A 23,084-nucleotide genomic window follows, 5' to 3' on the forward strand; every position below is an offset into this window, starting at 1 on the left:
TGTTACCCCTGCGGCCGGTTTCGGGCGCATATTGCCATCACGGCAGCCTGACGCCCATTTTCACCTTACTTCCGGTTACGCCACCAGCTGACAATCGCTGCGGTAATAATCCCCGCCAGGATCGGTGCTGCCAGGTCGTGCCAGAAAGTCATGGCAAACTGCGCGAGCGTCATATAGCCGCCTTGTTGTAATGACAACATTTTGCGGCTATTCTTGAAGTGTCTGGTTTCAAGATTAGCCCCCGTTTTGTTGTCAGGTTTTACCTCTCAACGTGCGGGGGTTTTCTCTTTCCAGCAACCAATGCCACCAGGGATAAAGCCCCCGCAACATTGCGCCTCACCGGATAATTCCGGCTTGGTGTGGATACTACGTTTCAATTCATCTTCACTTCATCCCTGAAATGTTTGCAATAAAGAGTACATTCCGGCTTTTCAACAGCTGTTGCAGTGGTTTCGTGCAGGTTGTGGTACAGGCTCGCAATTCTGATTAACGAGCTGTCCAGGTAGTATGAAGAAATACAATAAGCAGGAATTTATCTTATCTCTCCCGATTTCCGTCATCGGAGGAGATATAACTGTCAGGCAAATATCGTCATCAAATAGGCGGCAAACAGTGCCAGATGCGCTGCGCCATTGAGCACGTTAGTACGTCCGGTGGAGAAGGAGATATGGCACAGCACTAAAGAGGCCACCATCACCACCATTTCTGGCGCACCAAGTGCAAACTGCAATTCGTTACCCGTCATAAAGGCAATTAGCGTGACGACAGGTACGGTAAGCGAAATTGTTGCTAACACTGAACCAAAGAACAGATTCATCGCGCGCTGAACTTGGTTGTTTAACACTGCTTTTAACGCACCTAAACCTTCCGGCGACAGAATCAACAGTGCCACCAGGAAGCCAGTAAAGGCAACAGGGGCATTCATGCTGTCGAGCAATGTCTCCAGCGAGCTGGCGTTCATTTTGGTGACTGCAATAACGGCAATCAGATGGATAATCAACCAGATAGCATGCCACAGGCTGCTATGGGCAGACGGTTTACCGTGGTGCGGGTCGTCGTCATCACTGTCATCTTCGTGCTCGTAGACAAACAAACTTTGATGCGTTTTGGCCTGGATCAGCAAAAATACGCCATACATTGCCGCAGAAATTAATGCTACCAGTAACGCCTGACCGGTTGAAAAATTCGCCGCAGGCAGAGCCATTGGAAATACCAGTACGATTATCGCCAGGGGGAACAGCGCAATTAAATACTGCTTGATACCAAACAGATTCATATATTGGGTGGCAAACTTACGACCGCCCAACAATAATGAAAAGCCAACCAGCCCACCGGTAACAATCATAATGATTGAATAGAGCGTATCACGCATTAGCGTTGGCGCGGCGTCGCCGGTTGCCATTAAAGCTGAAATCAAACTGACTTCAAGAATAACCACTGAAAGGCTAAGAATAAGCGAACCGTAAGGTTCTCCCAGGCGATGGGCTAATACGTCCGCATGACGGACAACACTAAAGGCGCTACTTAAAATACCAATAAGCGCAAGAAGATTGATGGCAATGACCACTGGTAGTGTCTGGCTACTTCCCCACAGGAACAGCACTACCAGCGCCAGAACCGGGAAAATAAGCGAAGTCTCCTTGTGGCGGGTTTTTACCGCCTCTTGAGCATTTGACATTATGGTTATCCCTTTGCAGATGAATTTATCGAAAATGTAAAAAATAGGTAGGAAAAATAACAGAAAGTGTCTGGATATCGGTAACATTTTACGAATTTTTACCCCGCTGTCGATTTTTTACTCATTGGGGCATAAAAATAAGTATTACGTTTAGACAATGTTTGTTTTAGCGTTTCTTAAGAACAGTCTGACATGAAAATTCTTATGTTTTGGCAAGAGTAGATATTGTTGACCACACTTAATGTTCAACTTTGTAAAAGGAGTCAACGATGCCGTATAAAACGAAAAGCGATCTGCCGGAAAGCGTAAAGCACGTTCTACCGTCTCATGCCCAGGATATCTATAAAGAAGCGTTCAACAGCGCATGGGATCAATATAAAGATAAAGAAGATCGGCGTGATGACGCCAGTCGCGAAGAAACCGCGCATAAAGTGGCCTGGGCTGCTGTGAAGCATGAATATGCCAAAGGGGATGATGATAAATGGCATAAAAAATCGTAAAACCGGTAGCTTAGTTAAAGCTATTCGTGCGGTGTTGCCTTGCAAGTGGTCCGTGGATTGCATATTGTCCCGTTAGTGGTTTCAAAATGAGCGGTAAAAATGTCCGGAAGACACCAAAAAGTTGTCGCAGGGAAGTATGCAGTGGCGGAGGTGTAAGGTGATAACGCGTGATTTCTTGATGAATGCCGATTGTAAAACGGCATTTGGTGCCATTGAAGAATCACTCTTATGGTCAGCAGAACAACGGGCGGCTTCGCTGGCGGCGACGCTGGCTTGTCGACCTGATGAGGGACCGGTGTGGATCTTCGGTTATGGATCGTTGATGTGGAATCCGGCACTGGAGTTTACCGAATCATGCACCGGTACACTGGTTGGATGGCATCGCGCGTTTTGCCTGCGCCTGACCGCCGGGCGCGGGACTGCGCACCAGCCGGGACGGATGCTTGCACTGAAAGAGGGCGGACGCACCACAGGCGTCGCCTATCGACTACCAGAAGAGACGCTGGAGCAGGAACTAACCCTGTTGTGGAAGCGCGAGATGATTACCGGCTGTTATCTGCCAACCTGGTGTCAGCTTGATCTTGATGATGGACGCACAGTAAACGCCATTGTGTTTATTATGGACCCGCGACATCCAGAATATGAATCTGACACTCGCGCTCAGGTCATCGCGCCGTTGATTGCGGCGGCGAGCGGTCCGCTGGGAACCAATGCACAATACCTGTTTTCACTGGAACAGGAGCTTATCAAACTGGGAATGCAGGACGATGGGCTGAATGATTTGCTGGTATCGGTAAAAAAACTACTGGCGGAGAATTATCCGGATGGTGTGTTAAGGCCGGGATTCGCCTGAGTAAACTTCCCTCATAGTGGGGCGTCAGACGCCCCCTTAAACATTAAAATGTGAGCACTTTATCGGCTGACAGCGTCCATTGCGCCAGTTCCACAAGAGTACCGATTTCCACCCCATCAATCAGAGGAAGTGTGCTAATCCCGCGCCCGTCGGTACAGGTTTTGCACAATTTCACCGGTACATTCTGAGCGGTAAGGATCTCCAGCATTTGCTGAATGTTGTAGCCTTCCCCTGGTTTTTGCCCGCGCAACCCGGCTGTGACCGCATCAGACATCAGGAACAGACGCAGATCCAGATTGCTCTCCTGCTCTCGTAACGCAATGGCCAGCCGCAAGCTGTTAAACAAGGATTCGCTCCCGTAAGGTGCGCCATTGGCAACGATCACGATTTTTTGCATTATTTACTCCTGTATTCAGGGAATTAGACACTCATCTTCTATCTTACTGCTTCTGCAGCGTCTGACCTATCGGTCACATTTTTAAGGATTTTCCTGAAAGCGCGAGAAAATACGACAAAAATTGCCAGTAATCGTTATTCTTTAAGGCTATGGTTTTTCATTATTACCGGAAGTTACCGACGTTTTGAGCCGTTTCGTTCCTCGCATTATCCCGTTTTATTTACTCTTGCTTGTAGCAGGCGGTACAGCTAACGCACAATCTACCTTCGAGCAAAAAGGGGCAAATCCCTTTGATAATAACAATGATGGTCTGCCGGATTTAGGCATGGCTCCCGAAAATCATGATGGGGAAAAACACTTTGCTGAAATTGTGAAAGATTTCGGCGAAACCAGTATGAATGATAACGGGCTGGATACTGGCGAGCAGGCAAAAGCTTTCGCATTGGGAAAAGTCCGCGACGCGCTTAGTCAACAGGTTAATCAGCACGTAGAGTCCTGGCTATCACCGTGGGGAAATGCCAGTGTTGACGTCAAAGTGGATAACGAAGGACATTTCACCGGCAGTCGTGGAAGCTGGTTTGTGCCGTTACAAGATAATGATCGTTATCTCACCTGGAGCCAGCTTGGTCTTACTCAGCAGGATAATGGGTTGGTGAGCAATGTGGGCGTTGGGCAACGCTGGGCGCGCGGCAACTGGCTGGTGGGTTATAACACTTTTTATGACAACTTGCTGGACGAAAATCTTCAGCGAGCGGGCTTTGGTGCCGAAGCGTGGGGCGAATATTTGCGATTATCGGCAAACTTTTATCAGCCGTTTGCTGCATGGCATGAACAGACAGCCACGCAGGAACAACGGATGGCGCGCGGGTACGACCTGACAGCTCGGATGCGCATGCCGTTCTATCAACACCTCAATACCAGTGTCAGCCTAGAACAGTATTTTGGTGATCGTGTTGATTTGTTTAACTCTGGTACGGGTTATCACAATCCCGTCGCGTTGAGTCTGGGATTAAATTACACCCCTGTGCCATTAGTCACTGTGACGGCCCAGCATAAACAGGGGGAAAGTGGCGAAAATCAAAATAACCTCGGGCTGAATCTTAATTACCGCTTTGGTGTACCGCTCAAAAAACAACTTTCTGCGGGCGAGGTTGCCGAAAGTCAGTCGTTACGTGGTAGTCGCTATGACAATCCGCAGCGAAATAATCTACCGACTCTTGAGTACCGACAGCGAAAAACGTTAACGGTGTTTCTGGCGACACCGCCGTGGGATCTAAAACCTGGCGAAACAGTGCCGCTGAAATTACAAATCCGCAGTCGTTACGGTATTCGGCAACTGATTTGGCAGGGCGATACGCAGATATTAAGTTTGACGCCGGGCGCACAAGCCAACAGCGCGGAGGGCTGGACGCTGATCATGCCTGACTGGCAGAACGGGGAAGGGGCAAGCAATCACTGGCGATTGTCTGTGGTGGTGGAAGATAACCAGGGGCAGCGTGTCTCCTCCAATGAGATCACGCTAACGCTTGTCGAACCGTTCGATGCATTGTCAAACGACGAACTGCGCTGGGAACCGTAATCAGAAAATGCGCTCCTGATGCACCCATACCGCTGCTTCCACGCGAGACTTGAGCTTCATTTTCTTCAGCATGTGCTTGACGTGCACTTTTACTGTGCTTTCGGTGATATCCAGGCGGCGGGCAATCATCTTGTTCGGCAAACCCTGGGCAATCAGCTTGAGAATATCGCGCTCGCGTGGGGTTAACTGGTTAACATCGCGCTCAGTAGTGGCACGGTTAGCGCGCAAGCTGGCGGCCAGAACAGGCGTTAATGCTTCGCTTAATACCATTTCGCCAGCAGCTGCCTGATGCAATGCTTTCAGCAGATCTTCCGGTTCCATATCTTTTAACAGATAGCCATCCGCGCCGCGTTTCAGTGCGGTGACCACATCTTCTTCATGGTTAGAGACGCTGAATACCACAATGCGCCCTGAGAGGGACTTTTCGCGCAGTTTATCCAGCGTTTCCAGACCGTTCATGCCGGGCATATTGAGATCTAACAGGATCAGATCGGGATCAAGAGATTCCGCCAGTTCAATACCCTGTTCGCCATTACTCGCTTCGCCAACCACGGTGATATCTGGTGCCATACTGATAAGCTGTTTTACGCCAGTTCGCAGCATCGGGTGATCGTCAATCAGCAGGATAGTAGCCGGTTCCTGATTACTCATGGGTATCTCCTTGGACGTCTGTGAAAGTTTTTTCGGGAATAAAGGTGACCACCACTTCGGTGCCACCTGATTCACGACGGCGGACGCGGCAATCGCCTCGTAAACTTTGCGCACGGTCGCGCATTATTATCATGCCGTAGTGATTGCTGCGGATGGCATTTTCAGGCACGCCGCAGCCGTTATCCTGGACGGTCAGTTTGACCTGATTATCGTTTTGCGCCACCGTCACCACGACCTCACTCGCTTGCGAATGTTTGAGGGCGTTACTTAATGCCTCACGGGCAATTTGCAACAAGTGGATTGCCTGATGTGAAGGCACCAGACGAGGCGGCAATTGATAATCCAGCTTCACCGGGAAGCCAAATTTGGCGCTGTACTCTTCGCAACTCGCTTCCAGCGCCGGACGTAATCCAGGCTCGGTGAGCTGCAAGCGGAATGTGGTGAGCAATTCACGCAACTGCGCCCAGGATGCATTCAGTTCGTTACGGATCTGACTTAACAGTTCGCGGCTGCTTTCTGGCAGCGCATCGCCCTGCATCTGTAAACAACTCACCTGCATCTTCATGCAAGAGAGAGATTGGGCAATAGAATCATGCAGTTCGCGCGCAATGGTGGCACGCTCTTCCATCACGATCAACTGTTGCTGACGTTCCTGATGGCGATCCAGCGCCAGCGTGGCGGTAAGTTGTTCAACCAGGGTATCCACCAGTTGTTGTTGATCATGGCTAAGATGACGCCCCTGCGGCAGGGTCGCCAGCAAAATACCGTACTGCGTATGAGAGTCAGCCAGCCGCCACTTCAGGGTCGTGCTGCGATCACCAACGGGTAATACGCCGCGCGGGCAGAGCTGGCAGCCTTTATCATCACAAGTCATATCTGGCTGGCAGGTAAACTCCTGATGATTCTCTTCATCATCAGTGTCATACACCCGCAGTTCGATATCACGTAGCAGGGTTAAATTCTGTAAGCCGTTGAGTACCGGTGACAGGCGTTCACACAGCGGGGCGCGGGAATGCAAACGGCGGTTAGCCTGCCATAAAAAAGAGAGGATCTGATTTTTATGCTCCAGCCCGGCGGTTTTCTCCTGAACCCGCTGCTCAAGTACGGCATAACTTTCGGCCAGTTCTGCAGACATATTGTTCAACGCAGTTCCAAGCATCGCCATTTCGTTGCGCCCGCTGATGTTTGCGCGTTGGGTAAAATCGCGATGGCTGACGGCACTCGCCATTGCCAGCAGTTGCCGCCACGGTTGTAGCAGTCGCGCCCGCAACCAGATAATAGTGAACACCAGTAAAAGTGCCATAAATACCGCCATTACCCGATGGACCAGTACCACTGTCTCAATACGCATTTCCGTGGTGCGGTCAAAACCAGATACCAGCTGATCAAGCCCGGCAACAAACTGGCTGACATCCGCTGACACCGTTTCTCGGTTTTGTGCACGCATCAGCGCAGGGATCAGTTCATTACGCCAGTAATCTTGTAAACCCTGTAATTGCGCCAGTTGTCCGTCTCGTTCTGCTGCTCGAGTCAACTCGGCGCTAAATGCCGTTTGTTCCATCTCTTTAATTAAGGGCTTGTCTTTCTCGCTTAATGGCACTGCCGCCAACAGACGGTAACTTTGCATGCGCAGCGATCCCGCTTTGTTGATCGCATGGGCGCTGCCCTGAACGCCTTGCACCAGCCAGCCAGAAACCGCCATCCCTGCCAGTCCAATAGCAGTAGAAAGCAACACAATAAGCGCAACCTGATTAACCAGGGTGAGCGGAGAGAGACAACGTTTAAGCATGTAAACCCCTTCCTTCAGGCTTTAAATGAGCAATAACCTTAATGAATGTGACGATATATTCTGGAATGGCAGTATTCTCGGCTATTGGCTGAAGTATACCCATAGCCGGAAAGAGTTACTCCTTATTTGCCGTGTGGTTAGTCGCTTTACATCGGTAAGGGTAGGGATTCTACAGCACCGTGAAAAATCTCATAATTTTTATGAAATCACTGTACTCACTATGGGTAATGATAAATATCAATGATAGATAAAGTTATCTTATCGTTTGATTTACATCAAATTGCCTTTAGCTCCAGACACTAAGGTGGCAGACATCGAAACGAGTATCAGAGGTGTCTATGAGTCACTTATCTGCCTCCGAAAGGGCTACTGGAGCTGTCATAACAGATTGGCGACCGGAAGATCCTGCGTTCTGGCAACAACGCGGTCAACGTATTGCCAGCCGCAACCTGTGGATTTCCGTTCCCTGTCTGCTGCTGGCGTTTTGCGTATGGATGTTGTTCAGCGCTGTTGCGGTGAACTTACCGAAAGTCGGTTTTAATTTTACGACCGATCAGCTATTTATGTTGACTGCGCTGCCTTCGGTTTCTGGCGCGTTATTACGTGTTCCATACTCCTTTATGGTTCCTATCTTCGGTGGTCGTCGCTGGACGGCGTTCAGCACCGGTATTCTGATTATTCCTTGCGTCTGGCTGGGTTTTGCCGTGCAGGATACCTCCACGCCTTATAGCGTCTTCATCATCATCTCTCTGCTATGCGGCTTTGCTGGCGCGAACTTCGCATCCAGTATGGCAAACATCAGCTTCTTCTTTCCGAAACAGAAGCAGGGTGGCGCGCTGGGTCTGAATGGTGGTCTGGGAAACATGGGCGTCAGCGTCATGCAGTTGGTTGCTCCGCTGGTGGTATCACTGTCGATTTTCGCAGTATTTGGTAGCCAGGGCGTCAAACAGCCGGATGGGACTGAGCTGTATCTGGCGAATGCGTCCTGGATATGGGTGCCGTTCCTTGCCATCTTCACCATTGCGGCGTGGTTTGGCATGAACGATCTTGCTACCTCGAAAGCCTCCATCAAGGAGCAGTTGCCGGTACTCAAACGGGGTCATCTGTGGATTATGAGCCTGCTGTATCTGGCAACCTTCGGCTCCTTCATCGGCTTCTCCGCGGGCTTTGCGATGCTGTCAAAAACGCAGTTCCCGGATGTTCAGATTCTGCAATACGCTTTCTTCGGGCCGTTTATTGGTGCGCTGGCGCGTTCTGCAGGTGGTGCATTATCTGACCGTCTGGGCGGAACTCGTGTCACGCTGGTGAACTTTATTCTGATGGCGATTTTCAGCGGCCTGCTGTTCCTGACCTTACCGACTGACGGGCAGGGCGGAAGCTTCATGGCGTTCTTCGCGGTCTTCTTGGCGCTGTTCCTGACAGCTGGGCTGGGTAGTGGTTCCACTTTCCAGATGATTTCAGTGATCTTCCGTAAACTGACAATGGATCGCGTGAAAGCAGAAGGGGGTTCTGACGAACGTGCGATGCGTGAAGCGGCAACCGACACGGCAGCGGCGCTGGGTTTCATCTCTGCGATTGGCGCGATTGGTGGCTTCTTTATCCCGAAAGCGTTTGGTAGCTCGCTGGCATTAACGGGTTCGCCAGTAGGTGCAATGAAAGTATTTTTGATTTTCTATATCGCCTGCGTAGTGATTACTTGGGCGGTATATGGTCGGCATTCTAAAAAATAAATCTTAATATTTGATTATCCTTTGCGCGGCATGATGCCGCGCTTTTTTTATGCGTCATTTAGTTACAACATATTAGTGTTATATGGCTTATTTCGCCGGATTTCATTAAGAGCCATTAATATGTTACCCATGGGGAATACTCCTTAATACCCATTTGCATAAAAATCTTAATAGTTTAAATAACTACAGGTATAAAACGTCTTAATTTACAGCATGTTATGCTGTAACTGTTAATTATCCTAAAGGGGTATCTTAGGAATTTACTTTATTTTTCATCCCCATCACTCTTGATCGTTATCAATTCCCACGCTGTTTCAGAGCGTTACCTTGCCCTTAAACATTAGCAATGTCGATTTATCAGAGGGCCGACAGGCTCCCACAGGAGAAAACCGATGAGTAAATTCCTGGACCGGTTTCGCTACTTCAAACAGAAGGGTGAAACCTTTGCCGATGGGCATGGCCAGCTTCTCAATACCAACCGTGACTGGGAGGATGGATATCGCCAGCGTTGGCAGCATGACAAAATCGTCCGCTCTACCCACGGGGTAAACTGCACCGGCTCCTGCAGCTGGAAAATCTACGTCAAAAACGGTCTGGTCACCTGGGAAACCCAGCAGACTGACTATCCGCGTACCCGTCCGGATCTGCCAAACCATGAACCTCGCGGCTGCCCGCGCGGTGCCAGCTACTCCTGGTATCTTTACAGTGCCAACCGCCTGAAATACCCGATGATGCGCAAACGCCTGATGAAAATGTGGCGTGAAGCGAAGGCGCTGCATAGCGATCCGGTTGAGGCATGGGCTTCTATCATTGAAGACGCCGATAAAGCGAAAAGCTTTAAGCAGGCGCGTGGACGCGGTGGATTTGTTCGTTCTTCTTGGCAGGAGGTGAACGAACTGATCGCCGCATCTAACGTTTACACCATCAAAAACTACGGCCCGGACCGTGTTGCTGGTTTCTCGCCAATTCCGGCAATGTCGATGGTTTCTTACGCATCGGGTGCACGCTATCTCTCGCTGATTGGCGGTACTTGCTTAAGCTTCTACGACTGGTACTGCGACCTGCCTCCTGCGTCTCCGCAAACCTGGGGCGAGCAAACTGACGTACCGGAATCTGCTGACTGGTATAACTCCAGCTACATCATCGCCTGGGGTTCAAACGTGCCGCAGACGCGTACCCCGGATGCTCACTTCTTTACTGAAGTGCGTTACAAAGGCACCAAAACTGTTGCCGTCACACCAGACTACGCTGAAATCGCCAAACTGTGCGATCTGTGGCTGGCACCGAAACAGGGCACCGATGCGGCAATGGCACTGGCGATGGGCCACGTAATGCTGCGTGAATTCCACCTCGACAACCCAAGCCAGTATTTCACCGACTATGTGCGTCGCTACACCGACATGCCGATGCTGGTGATGCTGGAAGAACGCGACGGTTACTACGCTGCAGGTCGTATGCTGCGCGCTGCTGATCTGGTTGATGCGCTGGGCCAGGAAAACAATCCGGAATGGAAAACTGTCGCCTTTAATACCAATGGCGAAATGGTTGCGCCGAACGGTTCTATTGGCTTCCGCTGGGGCGAGAAGGGCAAATGGAATCTTGAGCAGCGCGACGGCAAAACTGGCGAAGAAACCGAGCTGCAACTGAGCCTGCTGGGTAGCCAGGATGAGATCGCTGAGGTAGGCTTCCCGTACTTTGGTGGCGACGGCACGGAACACTTCAACAAAGTGGAACTGGAAAACGTGCTGCTGCACAAACTGCCGGTGAAACGCCTGCAACTGGCTGATGGCAGCACCGCCCTGGTGACCACCGTTTATGATCTGACGCTGGCAAACTACGGTCTGGAACGTGGCCTGAACGACGTTAACTGTGCAACCAGCTATGACGATGTGAAAGCTTATACCCCGGCCTGGGCCGAGCAGATTACCGGCGTTTCTCGCAGCCAGATTATTCGCATCGCCCGTGAATTTGCCGATAACGCTGATAAAACGCACGGTCGTTCGATGATTATCGTCGGTGCGGGGCTGAACCACTGGTATCACCTCGATATGAACTATCGTGGTCTGATCAACATGCTGATTTTCTGCGGCTGTGTCGGTCAGAGCGGGGGCGGCTGGGCGCACTATGTAGGTCAGGAAAAACTGCGTCCGCAAACCGGCTGGCAGCCGCTGGCGTTTGCCCTTGACTGGCAGCGTCCGGCGCGTCACATGAACAGCACTTCTTATTTCTATAACCACTCCAGCCAGTGGCGTTATGAAACCGTCACGGCGGAAGAGTTGCTGTCACCGATGGCGGACAAATCCCGCTATACCGGACACTTGATCGACTTTAACGTCCGTGCGGAACGCATGGGCTGGCTGCCGTCTGCACCGCAGTTAGGCACTAACCCGCTGACTATCGCTGGCGAAGCGGAAAAAGCCGGGATGAATCCGGTGGACTATACGGTGAAATCCCTGAAAGAGGGTTCCATCCGTTTTGCGGCAGAACAACCAGAAAACGGTAAAAACCACCCGCGCAACCTGTTCATCTGGCGTTCTAACCTGCTCGGTTCTTCCGGTAAAGGTCATGAGTTTATGCTCAAGTACCTGCTGGGGACGGAGCACGGTATCCAGGGTAAAGATCTGGGGCAACAGGGCGGCGTGAAGCCGGAAGAAGTGGACTGGCAGGACAATGGTCTGGAAGGCAAGCTGGATCTGGTGGTTACGCTGGACTTCCGTCTGTCGAGCACCTGTCTCTATTCCGACATCATTTTGCCGACGGCGACCTGGTACGAAAAAGACGACATGAATACTTCGGATATGCATCCGTTTATTCACCCGCTGTCTGCGGCGGTCGATCCGGCCTGGGAAGCGAAAAGCGACTGGGAAATCTACAAAGCCATCGCGAAGAAATTCTCCGAAGTGTGCGTCGGCCATCTGGGTAAAGAAACCGACATCGTCACGCTGCCTATCCAGCACGACTCTGCCGCTGAACTGGCGCAGCCGCTGGATGTGAAAGACTGGAAAAAAGGCGAATGCGACCTGATCCCAGGCAAAACTGCACCGCACATTATGGTCGTAGAGCGCGATTATCCGGCAACTTACGAACGCTTTACCTCTATCGGCCCGCTGATGGAGAAAATCGGTAACGGCGGTAAAGGGATTGCCTGGAACACCCAGAGCGAGATGGATCTGCTGCGTAAGCTCAACTACACCAAAGCGGAAGGTCCGGCAAAAGGCCAGCCGATGCTGAACACCGCAATTGATGCGGCAGAGATGATCCTGACGCTGGCACCGGAAACCAACGGTCAGGTAGCCGTGAAAGCCTGGGCTGCCCTGAGCGAATTTACCGGTTGTGACCATACGCATCTGGCGCTGAATAAAGAAGACGAGAAGATCCGCTTCCGCGATATTCAGGCACAGCCGCGCAAAATTATCTCCAGCCCGACCTGGTCTGGTCTGGAAGATGAACACGTTTCTTACAACGCCGGTTACACCAACGTTCACGAGCTGATCCCATGGCGTACGCTCTCTGGTCGTCAGCAACTGTATCAGGATCACCAGTGGATGCGTGATTTCGGTGAAAGCCTGCTGGTTTATCGTCCGCCGATCGACACCCGTTCGGTGAAAGAAGTGATAGGCCAGAAATCCAACGGCAACCCGGAAAAAGCGCTCAACTTCCTGACGCCGCACCAGAAGTGGGGTATCCACTCCACCTACAGCGACAACCTGCTGATGCTGACTTTAGGTCGCGGTGGTCCGGTGGTCTGGTTGAGTGAAGCCGATGCCAAAGATCTGGGTATAGCCGATAACGACTGGATTGAAGTCTTCAACAGCAACGGTGCACTGACTGCCCGTGCGGTTGTCAGCCAGCGTGTTCCGGCAGGGATGACCATGATGTACCACGCGCAGGAACGTATCGTTAACCTGCCTGGTTCGGAAATTACCCAACAGCGTGGTGGTATCCATAACTCGGTCACCCGTATCACGCCGAAACCGACGCATATGATCGGCGGCTATGCCCATCTGGCATACGGCTTTAACTACTACGGCACCGTAGGTTCTAACCGCGATGAGTTTGTTGTAGTGCGTAAGATGAAGAACATTGACTGGTTAGATGGCGAAGGCAATGACCAGGTACAGGAGAGCGTAAAATGAAAATTCGTTCACAAGTCGGCATGGTGCTGAATCTCGATAAGTGCATCGGCTGCCACACCTGTTCAGTTACCTGTAAAAACGTCTGGACCAGCCGTGAAGGCGTGGAATACGCGTGGTTCAACAACGTGGAAACCAAGCCGGGCCAGGGCTTCCCGACTGACTGGGAAAACCAGGAAAAATACAAAGGCGGCTGGATCCGTAAAATCAATGGCAAACTGCAACCGCGCATGGGTAACCGAGCCATGCTGCTGGGTAAAATCTTTGCTAACCCGCATCTACCGGGGATCGACGATTATTACGAGCCGTTCGATTTTGATTATCAGAACCTGCATACCGCGCCGGAAGGCAGCAAATCGCAGCCGATTGCCCGTCCGCGTTCGCTGATTACCGGGGAACGGATGGCGAAAATCGAAAAAGGGCCGAACTGGGAAGATGACCTGGGCGGTGAGTTTGATAAACTGGCGAAAGACAAGAACTTCGACAACATCCAGAAGGCGATGTATAGCCAGTTCGAAAACACCTTTATGATGTATTTGCCGCGCCTGTGCGAACACTGCCTGAATCCGGCATGTGTGGCGACCTGCCCGAGCGGTGCGATTTACAAGCGTGAAGAAGATGGCATCGTCCTGATCGACCAGGATAAATGCCGTGGCTGGCGTATGTGCATCACCGGATGCCCGTACAAAAAAATCTACTTCAACTGGAAGAGCGGTAAGTCTGAGAAGTGCATCTTCTGCTATCCGCGTATTGAAGCGGGTCAGCCGACCGTGTGCTCAGAAACCTGTGTCGGTCGTATCCGTTATCTTGGCGTGCTGCTGTACGATGCCGACGCGATTGAACGTGCAGCCAGCACCGAGAACGAGAAAGATCTCTACCAGCGTCAGCTGGACGTGTTCCTCGATCCGAACGATCCGAAAGTCATCGAGCAGGCGATTAAAGACGGTATTCCGCTGAGCGTTATTGAAGCTGCACAGCAGTCGCCGGTTTATAAAATGGCGATGGAATGGAAACTGGCGCTGCCGCTGCATCCAGAATATCGCACACTGCCGATGGTCTGGTACGTGCCGCCTCTGTCTCCGATTCAGTCTGCAGCAGACGCGGGCGAGCTGGGCAGCAACGGAATTCTGCCAGACGTCGAAAGCTTGCGTATTCCGGTACAGTATCTGGCGAATCTGCTGACCGCCGGTGATACCAAACCGGTACTGCGTGCGCTGAAACGTATGCTGGCGATGCGTCATTACAAACGTGCTGAAACTGTTGACGGTAAAGTTGATACCCGTGCGCTGGAAGAGGTCGGTCTGACCGAAACCCAGGCACAGGAGATGTACCGTTATCTGGCGATTGCTAACTACGAAGATCGCTTTGTGGTGCCGAGTAGTCATCGTGAACTGGCACGGGAAGCCTTCCCGGAGAAAAATGGCTGCGGCTTTACCTTTGGTGATGGCTGCCACGGCTCAGATACCAAATTCAATCTGTTCAACAGCCGTCGTATCGATGCCATCGATGTGACCAGCAAAACGGAGCCGCATCCATGATCGAACTCGTGATTGTATCGCGTCTCCTTGAATATCCGGATGCTGCCTTATGGCAGCATCAACAAGAGATGTTTGAGGCGATTGCTGCGTCGAAAAATCTGTCGAAAGAAGATGCCCATGCGCTGGGCATTTTCCTGCGCGATTTAACGGCGATGGATCCGCTCGATGCCCAGGCCCAGTACAGCGAACTGTTCGACCGTGGCCGCGCCACGTCACTGTTGCTATTTGAACATGTTCACGGTGAATCCCGTGACCGCGGCCAGGCGATGGTGGACCTGCTGGCGCAGTACGAGCAGCACGGCTTGCAGTTAAACAGCCGCGAATTACCGGACCATCTGCCGCTGTATCTGGAGTACCTGTCGCATCTGCCGCAAAGCGAAGCCGTGGAAGGTTTGAAAGATATCGCGCCGATTCTGGCATTGCTGAGCGCGCGTCTGCAACAGCGTGAAAGCCGTTATGCCGTGATGTTTGATCTGCTGCTGAAATTGGCCAATACCGCTATCGACAGCGACAAAGTGGCGGAAAAAATTGCCGACGAAGCGCGCGATGATACGCCGCAGGCGCTGGATGCTGTCTGGGAAGAAGAGCAGGTTAAATTCTTTGCTGACAAAGGCTGCGGTGATTCAGCAATCACTGCTCATCAGCGTCGCTTTGCCGGTGCCGTCGCGCCGCAATATCTGAATATCACCACCGGAGGACAGCACTAATGCAATTCCTGAATATGTTCTTCTTTGATATCTACCCGTACATAGCCGGGGCGGTCTTCCTGATTGGTAGCTGGCTGCGTTATGACTACGGGCAGTACACCTGGCGCGCGGCGTCCAGCCAGATGCTGGATCGCAAAGGGATGAACCTGGCGTCGAACCTGTTCCATATCGGTATTCTGGGGATTTTTGTCGGTCACTTCTTCGGTATGTTGACGCCGCACTGGATGTATGAAGCCTGGCTGCCGATTGAAGTGAAACAGAAAATGGCGATGTTTGCTGGTGGTGCCAGCGGCGTGCTGTGTCTGATTGGCGGCGTGCTTTTGCTGAAACGTCGTATGTTCAGCCCACGCGTGCGTGCAACCACTACCGGAGCGGATATCCTGATCCTGTCGCTGCTCGTTATCCAGTGCGCGCTGGGCCTGCTGACCATTCCGTTCTCCGCTCAGCATATGGACGGTAGCGAGATGATGAAACTGGTTGGCTGGGCGCAGTCGGTGGTGACCTTCCACGGTGGCGCTTCTCAACACCTCGATGGTGTGGCGTTTATCTTCCGTCTGCACCTGGTGCTGGGGATGACGTTATTCCTGCTGTTCCCGTTCTCGCGTCTGGTACACATCTGGAGCGTACCGGTGGAGTATCTGACACGTAAGTACCAGCTGGTGCGCGCTCGTCACTAAACGAATTTTAGTTCACATAGACCCTGCTTCGGCGGGGTTTTTTTATGGGCACGGTGCGGGGTGAGTTGTCGGATGCGCTTCGCTTATCCGACCTACAGGGGAGGATATTGTAGGCCCGGTAAACGTGGTGCCATCGGGCAAAATTAGCTCGGAGTAACAGGTTTTGATTATTCAAGGAAGCGATGGTGGTGGGGGAAGGATTCGAACCTTCGAAGTCGATGACGGCAGATTTACAGTCTGCTCCCTTTGGCCGCTCGGGAACCCCACCACGGGGTAATGCTTTTTACTAGCCTGCTCCCTTATCGGGAAGCGGGGCGCATCATATCAAATGACGCGCCGCTGTAAAGTGTTACGTTGAGAAAAATGAACTGGTTGCGTAATTTTCATCCGTAACGGATTAAAGGTAACCAGTTATTTTTGCTGGCGATTAAAGAATAATCGTCCGATTACCGTAAACAAAGACGCGTTGCGCCAGTACTTTGTATAGCGCACGACTTAAGACGTTTTTCTCGACGTCACGACCTGCGCGCATCATATCTTCAGCTGTGTAGGTATGATCGACATGAATAACGTCCTGCATGATGATTGGGCCTTCGTCCAGATTGTCATTCACATAGTGAGCGGTTGCGCCAATAATCTTCACACCACGTTCATAGGCCTGGTGATAAGGACGTGCGCCGATAAACGCAGGCAGGAATGAATGGTGAATATTGATGATTTTATTCGGGAAGCGTGCCACAAATTCCGGCGTTAATACCCGCATATACTTCGCCAGCACCACATAGTCAGGTTGATAAGCATCAATGGCGTCCGCCATCTTTTGATCGTGCTCGTTGCGGCTTAACCCTTCATGGCTTACCAGCTCAAACGGAATATCAAAACGCTCAACCAGAGAACGTAAAGTATCGTGGTTACCAATAACTGCCGCGATTTCGACATCCAGACCGCCGTAATTGGCTTTCATCAACAAATCGCCAAGGCAATGCGCTTCTTTAGTGACCAGAATCACTATCCGGCGACGACCGGCAGGATTCAGCTCACGCACGGAGCCTTCTGGCAATGCGCTATCGAGATCCGCCAGCAGGGTGGAATCATTAAAAATCCCTTCCAGTTCCGAGCGCATAAAAAAGCGCCCGGTACGGTGATCAACAAATTCATTGTTCTGTACGATATTTAACTCGTGCTTGTAGCAAATATTGGTAATACGTGCGATCAGACCTTTTTGGTCCGGACAAATAGTACGCAGAACTTTACGTTGGAGTGAATGCATTGCTGGAAAAACCTTGTTGAGAGTGTTTGCTAAACCGTACCGTCAACCATTATTGGCCGCAGCACTTTTTAAATTTTTTACCTGAACCACAAGGGCAGGGATCATTGCGACCAAACTGCGGACGTGTACCGTCAATATAGTACCATTGACCGTTTTCTTTCAAAAATCGCGAACGTTCAATTATTGCACCTGTTTTGCCACCTTCGGTAAATCGAGCAACAAAACTGACAAATCCGATATTGTCGGCGTCCTGCCAACAATGTTCAAATACGGTCAATCCCAACCATTCAGTATGCGCAAATCCGGTCATCAATTCGGCACGTAACGCCGCTGCTCCACAAGAGGGATGCCAGGTCTTTATTAAATAATCAGCGTCTTGCATCACAAAAGCGCAGTAACGCGAACGCATGAGATGTTCTGGATCAGGTGCAACCTTTTCACCAGACACATAAGGGTGGCAACATAGGCTATACTCGACAGCACTACCACAGGGACAAAGCTGAGACACAAATAATCTCCCTGGAAACAATAACGGCGTATTAACCGCCTGAGTAGCACTATGTTAACCGAGCAGTAGCGATGTGGCTACGATTGCATTCCAGGGGAATCTTGCGGGAATAATGAGAAAGATAAAAATAGGGCTGGCGCTGGGATCTGGCGCGGCGAGAGGTTGGTCGCATATTGGCGTTATTAATGCGCTAAAAAAAGTGGGTATTGAAATTGATATCGTTGCAGGATGTTCAATTGGTTCGCTGGTGGGCGCGGCCTATGCATGCGATCGATTATCTGCGCTGGAAGATTGGGTAACCTCTTTCAGTTATTGGGACGTTTTACGCCTGATGGACCTCTCCTGGCAGCGCGGTGGGTTACTGCGCGGCGAGCGTGTCTTCAATCAATATCGCGAAATAATGCCGGAAACAGAGATCGAAAATTGTTCCCGTCGCTTTGCGGCTGTTGCCACCAATTTAAGTACGGGGCGTGAATTATGGTTTACTGAAGGCGATCTCCATCTTGCTATTCGCGCATCATGCAGTATTCCAGGACTCATGGCACCCGTTGCACATAACGGCTACTGGCTGGTTGATGGGGCAGTAGTTAACCCAATTCCTATTTCTCTTACGCGTGCATTGGGGGCTGATATTGTGATAGCGGTCGACCTGCAGCACGATGCTCATTTGATGCAACAAGATCTGCTCTCCTTTAATGTCAGTGAAGAAAATAGCGAGAATGGTGATTCTCTACCGTGGCATGCGCGTCTGAAAGAAAGGTTAGGCAGCATAACGACACGTCGGGCTGTGACAGCGCCAACGGCAACAGAGATTATGACCACGTCTATCCAGGTGTTGGAGAACCGCCTTAAAAGGAACCGCATGGCAGGTGATCCGCCCGATATTCTGATTCAACCTGTTTGCCCGCAAATATCTACGCTTGATTTCCATCGCGCGCACGCTGCCATTGCGGCCGGACAGCTGGCAGTGGAAAGGAAAATGGACGAACTTTTGCCGTTGGTACGCACCAACATTTGACCAGAATTTTTATCTACACTTAAGTTAATTCTGACAGGCGCAGGTGGCAATAGCATGCCACTATTGAGTAAAGCCAGTCAGGGGAGAGAACATGACGCAGCCATTGGTCGGAAAACAGATTCTCATTGTTGAAGATGAGCAGGTATTTCGCTCGCTTCTGGATTCATGGTTTTCCTCATTGGGAGCGACAACGGTACTGGCGGCTGATGGGGTGGATGCCCTTGAGTTGCTGGGAGGTTTCACTCCAGACCTGATGATATGTGATATCGCGATGCCACGAATGAACGGGCTTAAACTGCTGGAGCATATACGTAACAGAGGCGACCAGACCCCAGTTCTGGTGATATCTGCCACTGAAAATATGGCAGATATTGCCAAAGCGTTACGTCTGGGCGTTGAAGATGTTTTGCTGAAACCAGTTAAAGATCTGAATCGCTTGCGCGAGATGGTTTTTGCCTGTCTCTATCCCAGCATGTTTAATTCGCGCGTTGAGGAAGAGGAAAGGCTTTTTCGCGACTGGGATGCAATGGTTGATAACCCTGCTGCAGCGGCGAAATTATTACAGGAACTACAACCGCCGGTTCAGCAGGTGATTTCCCATTGCCGGGTTAATTACCGTCAATTGGTTGCCGCGGACAAACCCGGCCTGGTGCTTGATATTGCCGCACTTTCGGAAAACGATCTGGCATTTTATTGCCTTGATGTCACCCGAGCTGGACATAATGGCGTACTTGCTGCCTTGTTATTACGCGCATTGTTTAACGGATTATTACAGGAACAGCTTGCACACCAAAATCAACGGTTGCCAGAGTTGGGCGCGTTATTGAAGCAGGTAAACCATTTACTTCGTCAGGCCAATCTGCCGGGGCAGTTTCCGCTATTAGTTGGCTATTATCATCGCGAACTGAAAAATCTCATTCTGGTTTCTGCGGGTCTGAATGCGACGTTAAATACCGGCGAACACCAGGTGCAAATCAGTAATGGTGTTCCGTTAGGCACTTTAGGTAACGCTTATTTGAATCAATTGAGCCAGCGATGCGATGCCTGGCAATGCCAAATATGGGGAACCGGTGGTCGACTGCGCTTGATGTTGTCTGCAGAATGAGCAAACGATAACGTGGGCTAAATTTGCATTACCTGCTAATGTCGGCTGGTGGTACTATCGTCGCCATTCGTATAAGTAATTGTCTTAATTATGCTATCTCGCCTCCTTTTCAGAACTTAGCCCCTTCGGGGTGCTGATATACTGGGATGCGATACAGAAATATGAACACGTTCAAAACACGAACAGTCCAGGAGAATTTAAATGGCTGCCATTAATACGAAAGTCAAAAAAGCCGTTATCCCCGTTGCGGGATTAGGAACCAGGATGTTGCCGGCGACGAAAGCCATCCCGAAAGAGATGCTGCCACTTGTCGATAAGCCATTAATTCAATACGTCGTGAATGAATGTATTGCGGCTGGCATTACTGAAATTGTGCTGGTTACACACTCATCTAAAAACTCTATTGAAAACCACTTTGATACCAGTTTTGAACTGGAAGCAATGCTGGAAAAACGTGTAAAACGTCAACTGCTTGATGAAGTGCAGTCTATTTGTCCACCGCACGTGACTATTATGCAAGTTCGTCAGGGTCTGGCGAAAGGCCTGGGACACGCGGTATTGTGTGCTCACCCGGTAGTGGGTGATGAACCGGTAGCTGTTATTTTGCCTGATGTTATTCTGGATGAATATGAATCCGATTTGTCACAGGATAACCTGGCAGAGATGATCCGCCGCTTTGATGAAACGGGTCATAGCCAGATCATGGTTGAACCGGTTGCTGATGTGACCACATATGGCGTTGTGGATTGCAAAGGCGTTGAATTAGCGCCGGGTGAAAGCGTACCGATGGTTGGTGTGGTAGAAAAACCGAAAGCGGATGTTGCGCCGTCTAATCTCGCTATTGTGGGTCGTTACGTACTTAGCGCGGATATTTGGCCGTTGCTGGCAAAAACCCCTCCGGGAGCTGGTGATGAAATTCAGCTCACCGACGCAATTGATATGCTGATCGAAAAAGAAACGGTGGAAGCCTATCATATGAAAGGGAAGAGCCATGACTGCGGTAATAAATTAGGTTACATGCAGGCCTTCGTTGAATACGGTATTCGTCATAACACCCTTGGCACGGAATTTAAAGCCTGGCTTGAAGAAGAGATGGGCATTAAGAAGTAACATCCGTATCGGTGTTATCCACGAAACGGCGTTGAGCAATCGACGCCGTTTTTTTATAGCTTATTCTTATTAAATTGTCTTAAACCGGACAATAAAAAATCCCGCCGCTGGCGGGATTTTAAGCAAGTGCAATCTACAAAAGATTATTGCTTGATCAGGAAATCGTCGAGGGATTTACCTTGCTCATCCATTGCTTTTTTGATTACAGCTGGAGTACGGCCTTGGCCAGTCCAGGTTTTAGTTTCGCCGTTTTCGTCAACGTAGCTATATTTTGCCGGACGCTGAGCACGTTTAGCTTTGGTGCCAGATTTAACGGCAGCAAGGCTATTCAGCAGTTCGTTCGGGTCAATACCGTCAGCGATCAGCATTTCGCGATATTGCTGCAGCTTACGAGTGCGCTCTTCAACTTCAGCAGCAGCCGCGCTTTCTTCTTCGCGACGTTCGTTAACAACAACTTCTAATTTTTCCAGCATTTCTTCCAGCGTTTCAAGTGTACATTCTCTTGCCTGCGCACGAAGAGTACGGATGTTGTTCAGAATTTTAAGTGCTTCGCTCATTGTAGTAATCTCAAACTTATATTGGGGTGGTTTGTTGAGGTAATAATAGAGCCTTAAATTCAGTTGTGCAATAGCCAGGAATGTAAGGAATTCAAAATTGTTCTTTATTTTGTGCCGCCAATAAATATCTTTTCATAAAATTAGCCAGAAAAGACGCGGCATATAGCCCTATTTACACCGATGATTTCGCAGCACGTGAGGTTAAAACTTCCTGATTCATGTCACATTTTATGGGGAGATTATCGTAGGCTGACGACCTTTCAGTCTTCTGTATTAGTTGTGTTTACGAGAATTCCCTATTAAGCGAATGATGAAAAGTAGAACGGTCGCAATAAGAGCATGGACTTAGTATTGCACTATCTCCTGGAGGTCAACAGAGGGCTATTACTTGCGCAACAGGTTAAAGATTGTGAATAGTTACCAGCAGTCATTTACCCGCTTATAACAAGCGAGGCAGTTGTAATGATAGCTCAGAAGGATTATGCAAGGCTTCGTAAGGGAGAACGCATATACCCACTTCTGTGCATACTGTTGAGCTGAAAAACTGACGAATTATGATAAACTCCAGCCAACTTTATTTCATATCATTGAGGGCCTGTGGCTGATGGCACAGCTATATTTCTACTATTCCGCAATGAATGCGGGTAAGTCTACAGCATTGTTGCAATCTTCATACAATTACCAGGAACGCGGCATGCGCACTGTCGTATATACGGCAGAAATTGATGATCGCTTTGGTGCCGGGAAAGTCAGTTCGCGTATAGGTTTGTCATCGCCTGCAAAATTATTTAACCAAAATTCATCATTATTTGATGAGATTCGTGCGGAACATGAACAGCAGGCAATTCATTGCGTACTGGTTGATGAATGCCAGTTTTTAACCAGACAACAAGTATATGAATTATCGGAGGTTGTCGATCAACTCGATATACCCGTACTTTGTTATGGTTTACGTACCGATTTTCGAGGTGAATTATTTATTGGCAGCCAATACTTACTGGCATGGTCCGACAAACTGGTTGAATTAAAAACCATCTGTTTTTGTGGCCGTAAAGCAAGCATGGTGCTGCGTCTTGATCAAGCAGACAGACCTTATAACGAAGGTGAGCAGGTGGTAATTGGTGGTAATGAACGATACGTTTCTGTATGCCGTAAACACTATAAAGAGGCGTTACAAGTCGGCTCATTAACGGCTATTCAGGAAAGGCATCGCCACGATTAATAAGAATTTCTTTACTGACAGGGTGAGCAGGGCACTTTTATCCTGTCAGTTCGTTTTACGCA

20 protein-coding genes and 1 tRNA gene are annotated in these 23,084 nt (G+C 50.1%); 12 read left to right on the plus strand and 9 right to left on the minus strand.

Features of this window, described 5'->3' with window-relative positions; genetic code table 11:
• Window positions 1-65 precede the first annotated feature (65 nt).
• Both ACUU1M_RS11100 and chaA read right to left on the minus strand, forming a co-directional pair.
• Window positions 66-173, minus strand: coding sequence for a type I toxin-antitoxin system toxin Ldr family protein (locus ACUU1M_RS11100; RefSeq protein WP_000170965.1), 108 nt, complete (start codon window positions 171-173; stop codon window positions 66-68).
• Window positions 174-577: 404 nt separating this feature from the next.
• On the minus strand, window positions 578-1,678 hold the full coding sequence (chaA, locus tag ACUU1M_RS11105; protein ID WP_005074549.1) for a sodium-potassium/proton antiporter ChaA: 1,101 nt from the start codon (window positions 1,676-1,678) through the stop codon (window positions 578-580).
• Between the two features lie 269 nt (window positions 1,679-1,947).
• Between chaA and chaB the strand changes: the two genes are divergently transcribed.
• On the plus strand, window positions 1,948-2,178 hold the full coding sequence (gene chaB, locus ACUU1M_RS11110; RefSeq protein ID WP_001146444.1) for a putative cation transport regulator ChaB: 231 nt from the start codon (window positions 1,948-1,950) through the stop codon (window positions 2,176-2,178).
• Between the two features lie 157 nt (window positions 2,179-2,335).
• Window positions 2,336-3,031, plus strand: a complete 696-nt coding sequence (gene chaC / locus ACUU1M_RS11115) for a glutathione-specific gamma-glutamylcyclotransferase (protein WP_001295621.1) — start codon at window positions 2,336-2,338, stop codon at window positions 3,029-3,031.
• Window positions 3,032-3,074: 43 nt separating this feature from the next.
• Here chaC and ychN read toward each other — a convergent pair whose 3' ends face one another.
• Window positions 3,075-3,428, minus strand: coding sequence for a DsrE/F sulfur relay family protein YchN (gene ychN / locus ACUU1M_RS11120; RefSeq protein ID WP_001169669.1), 354 nt, complete (start codon window positions 3,426-3,428; stop codon window positions 3,075-3,077).
• 184 nt (window positions 3,429-3,612) lie between these two features.
• Between ychN and ychO the strand changes: the two genes are divergently transcribed.
• Window positions 3,613-5,007: an inverse autotransporter invasin YchO gene (ychO, locus tag ACUU1M_RS11125; protein WP_449144666.1), complete on the plus strand. Its 1,395-nt coding sequence runs from the start codon at window positions 3,613-3,615 to the stop codon at window positions 5,005-5,007.
• On the opposite strand, the gene narL is transcribed toward ychO, so the two are convergent.
• Window positions 5,008-5,658, minus strand: coding sequence for a two-component system response regulator NarL (gene narL, locus ACUU1M_RS11130; protein ID WP_000070491.1), 651 nt, complete (start codon window positions 5,656-5,658; stop codon window positions 5,008-5,010).
• Window positions 5,651-7,447 carry a nitrate/nitrite two-component system sensor histidine kinase NarX gene (gene narX, locus ACUU1M_RS11135; RefSeq protein WP_152028945.1) on the minus strand — a complete coding sequence of 599 codons (1,797 nt, stop codon included), beginning with the start codon at window positions 7,445-7,447 and terminating at the stop codon, window positions 5,651-5,653. Before narX ends, narL begins: the two co-directional genes overlap by 8 nt.
• A 338-nt stretch (window positions 7,448-7,785) precedes the next feature.
• Between narX and narK the strand changes: the two genes are divergently transcribed.
• The 5 genes from narK to narI all read left to right on the plus strand — a co-directional run bounded on the left by narK (window position 7,786) and on the right by narI (window position 16,232).
• A complete protein-coding gene (gene narK / locus ACUU1M_RS11140; protein ID WP_152028946.1) occupies window positions 7,786-9,177 on the plus strand; it encodes a nitrate transporter NarK in 1,392 nt (463 codons plus the stop codon).
• A 392-nt stretch (window positions 9,178-9,569) separates the two neighbouring features.
• Window positions 9,570-13,313, plus strand: a complete 3,744-nt coding sequence (locus tag ACUU1M_RS11145) for a nitrate reductase subunit alpha (RefSeq protein WP_000032933.1) — start codon at window positions 9,570-9,572, stop codon at window positions 13,311-13,313.
• Window positions 13,310-14,848 carry a nitrate reductase subunit beta gene (gene narH / locus ACUU1M_RS11150; RefSeq protein WP_116836604.1) on the plus strand — a complete coding sequence of 513 codons (1,539 nt, stop codon included), beginning with the start codon at window positions 13,310-13,312 and terminating at the stop codon, window positions 14,846-14,848. Before ACUU1M_RS11145 ends, narH begins: the two co-directional genes overlap by 4 nt.
• Complete coding sequence (gene narJ, locus ACUU1M_RS11155) at window positions 14,845-15,555, plus strand: nitrate reductase molybdenum cofactor assembly chaperone (protein WP_000571696.1); 711 nt, start codon at window positions 14,845-14,847, stop codon at window positions 15,553-15,555. The genes narH and narJ overlap by 4 nt, the downstream gene beginning before the upstream one ends.
• Window positions 15,555-16,232, plus strand: coding sequence for a respiratory nitrate reductase subunit gamma (gene narI / locus ACUU1M_RS11160; protein WP_001160114.1), 678 nt, complete (start codon window positions 15,555-15,557; stop codon window positions 16,230-16,232). The genes narJ and narI overlap by 1 nt, the downstream gene beginning before the upstream one ends.
• Before the next feature lie 183 nt (window positions 16,233-16,415).
• Here the strand turns inward: narI and ACUU1M_RS11165 are convergent.
• The 3 genes from ACUU1M_RS11165 to ACUU1M_RS11175 all read right to left on the minus strand — a co-directional run bounded on the left by ACUU1M_RS11165 (window position 16,416) and on the right by ACUU1M_RS11175 (window position 18,010).
• Window positions 16,416-16,500 (minus strand) — tRNA-Tyr (locus ACUU1M_RS11165).
• Between the two features lie 159 nt (window positions 16,501-16,659).
• Window positions 16,660-17,502 carry a formyltetrahydrofolate deformylase gene (gene purU, locus ACUU1M_RS11170; protein WP_000555839.1) on the minus strand — a complete coding sequence of 281 codons (843 nt, stop codon included), beginning with the start codon at window positions 17,500-17,502 and terminating at the stop codon, window positions 16,660-16,662.
• Window positions 17,503-17,551: 49 nt separating this feature from the next.
• Window positions 17,552-18,010, minus strand: coding sequence for a YchJ family protein (locus tag ACUU1M_RS11175; protein ID WP_005105319.1), 459 nt, complete (start codon window positions 18,008-18,010; stop codon window positions 17,552-17,554).
• 112 nt (window positions 18,011-18,122) lie between these two features.
• On the opposite strand from ACUU1M_RS11175, the gene rssA reads away from it, so the two are divergent.
• From rssA to galU, 3 genes are all read left to right on the plus strand, one after another.
• The gene (rssA, locus tag ACUU1M_RS11180) at window positions 18,123-19,028 is read left to right on the plus strand and encodes a patatin-like phospholipase RssA (protein WP_001295622.1); all 906 of its coding nucleotides are present in this window, start codon (window positions 18,123-18,125) and stop codon (window positions 19,026-19,028) included.
• 91 nt (window positions 19,029-19,119) lie between these two features.
• Window positions 19,120-20,133 (plus strand): two-component system response regulator RssB, encoded by a 1,014-nt coding sequence (gene rssB / locus ACUU1M_RS11185; protein ID WP_000193447.1) that lies wholly within the window; start codon window positions 19,120-19,122, stop codon window positions 20,131-20,133.
• A gap of 201 nt (window positions 20,134-20,334) precedes the next feature.
• Window positions 20,335-21,243 (plus strand): UTP--glucose-1-phosphate uridylyltransferase GalU, encoded by a 909-nt coding sequence (gene galU, locus ACUU1M_RS11190; protein WP_113263529.1) that lies wholly within the window; start codon window positions 20,335-20,337, stop codon window positions 21,241-21,243.
• A 143-nt stretch (window positions 21,244-21,386) separates the two neighbouring features.
• Here galU and hns read toward each other — a convergent pair whose 3' ends face one another.
• The gene (gene hns / locus ACUU1M_RS11195) at window positions 21,387-21,800 is read right to left on the minus strand and encodes a histone-like nucleoid-structuring protein H-NS (RefSeq protein WP_001287378.1); all 414 of its coding nucleotides are present in this window, start codon (window positions 21,798-21,800) and stop codon (window positions 21,387-21,389) included.
• A gap of 604 nt (window positions 21,801-22,404) precedes the next feature.
• Here hns and tdk point away from each other — a divergent pair.
• Entirely contained in the window at window positions 22,405-23,022 is a 618-nt protein-coding gene (tdk, locus tag ACUU1M_RS11200; protein ID WP_000068072.1) for a thymidine kinase, read from the plus strand.
• The last annotated feature ends 62 nt before the right edge of the window (window positions 23,023-23,084 follow it).

The sequence above is a fragment of the Shigella sp. SIG6 genome, from assembly GCF_053555815.1.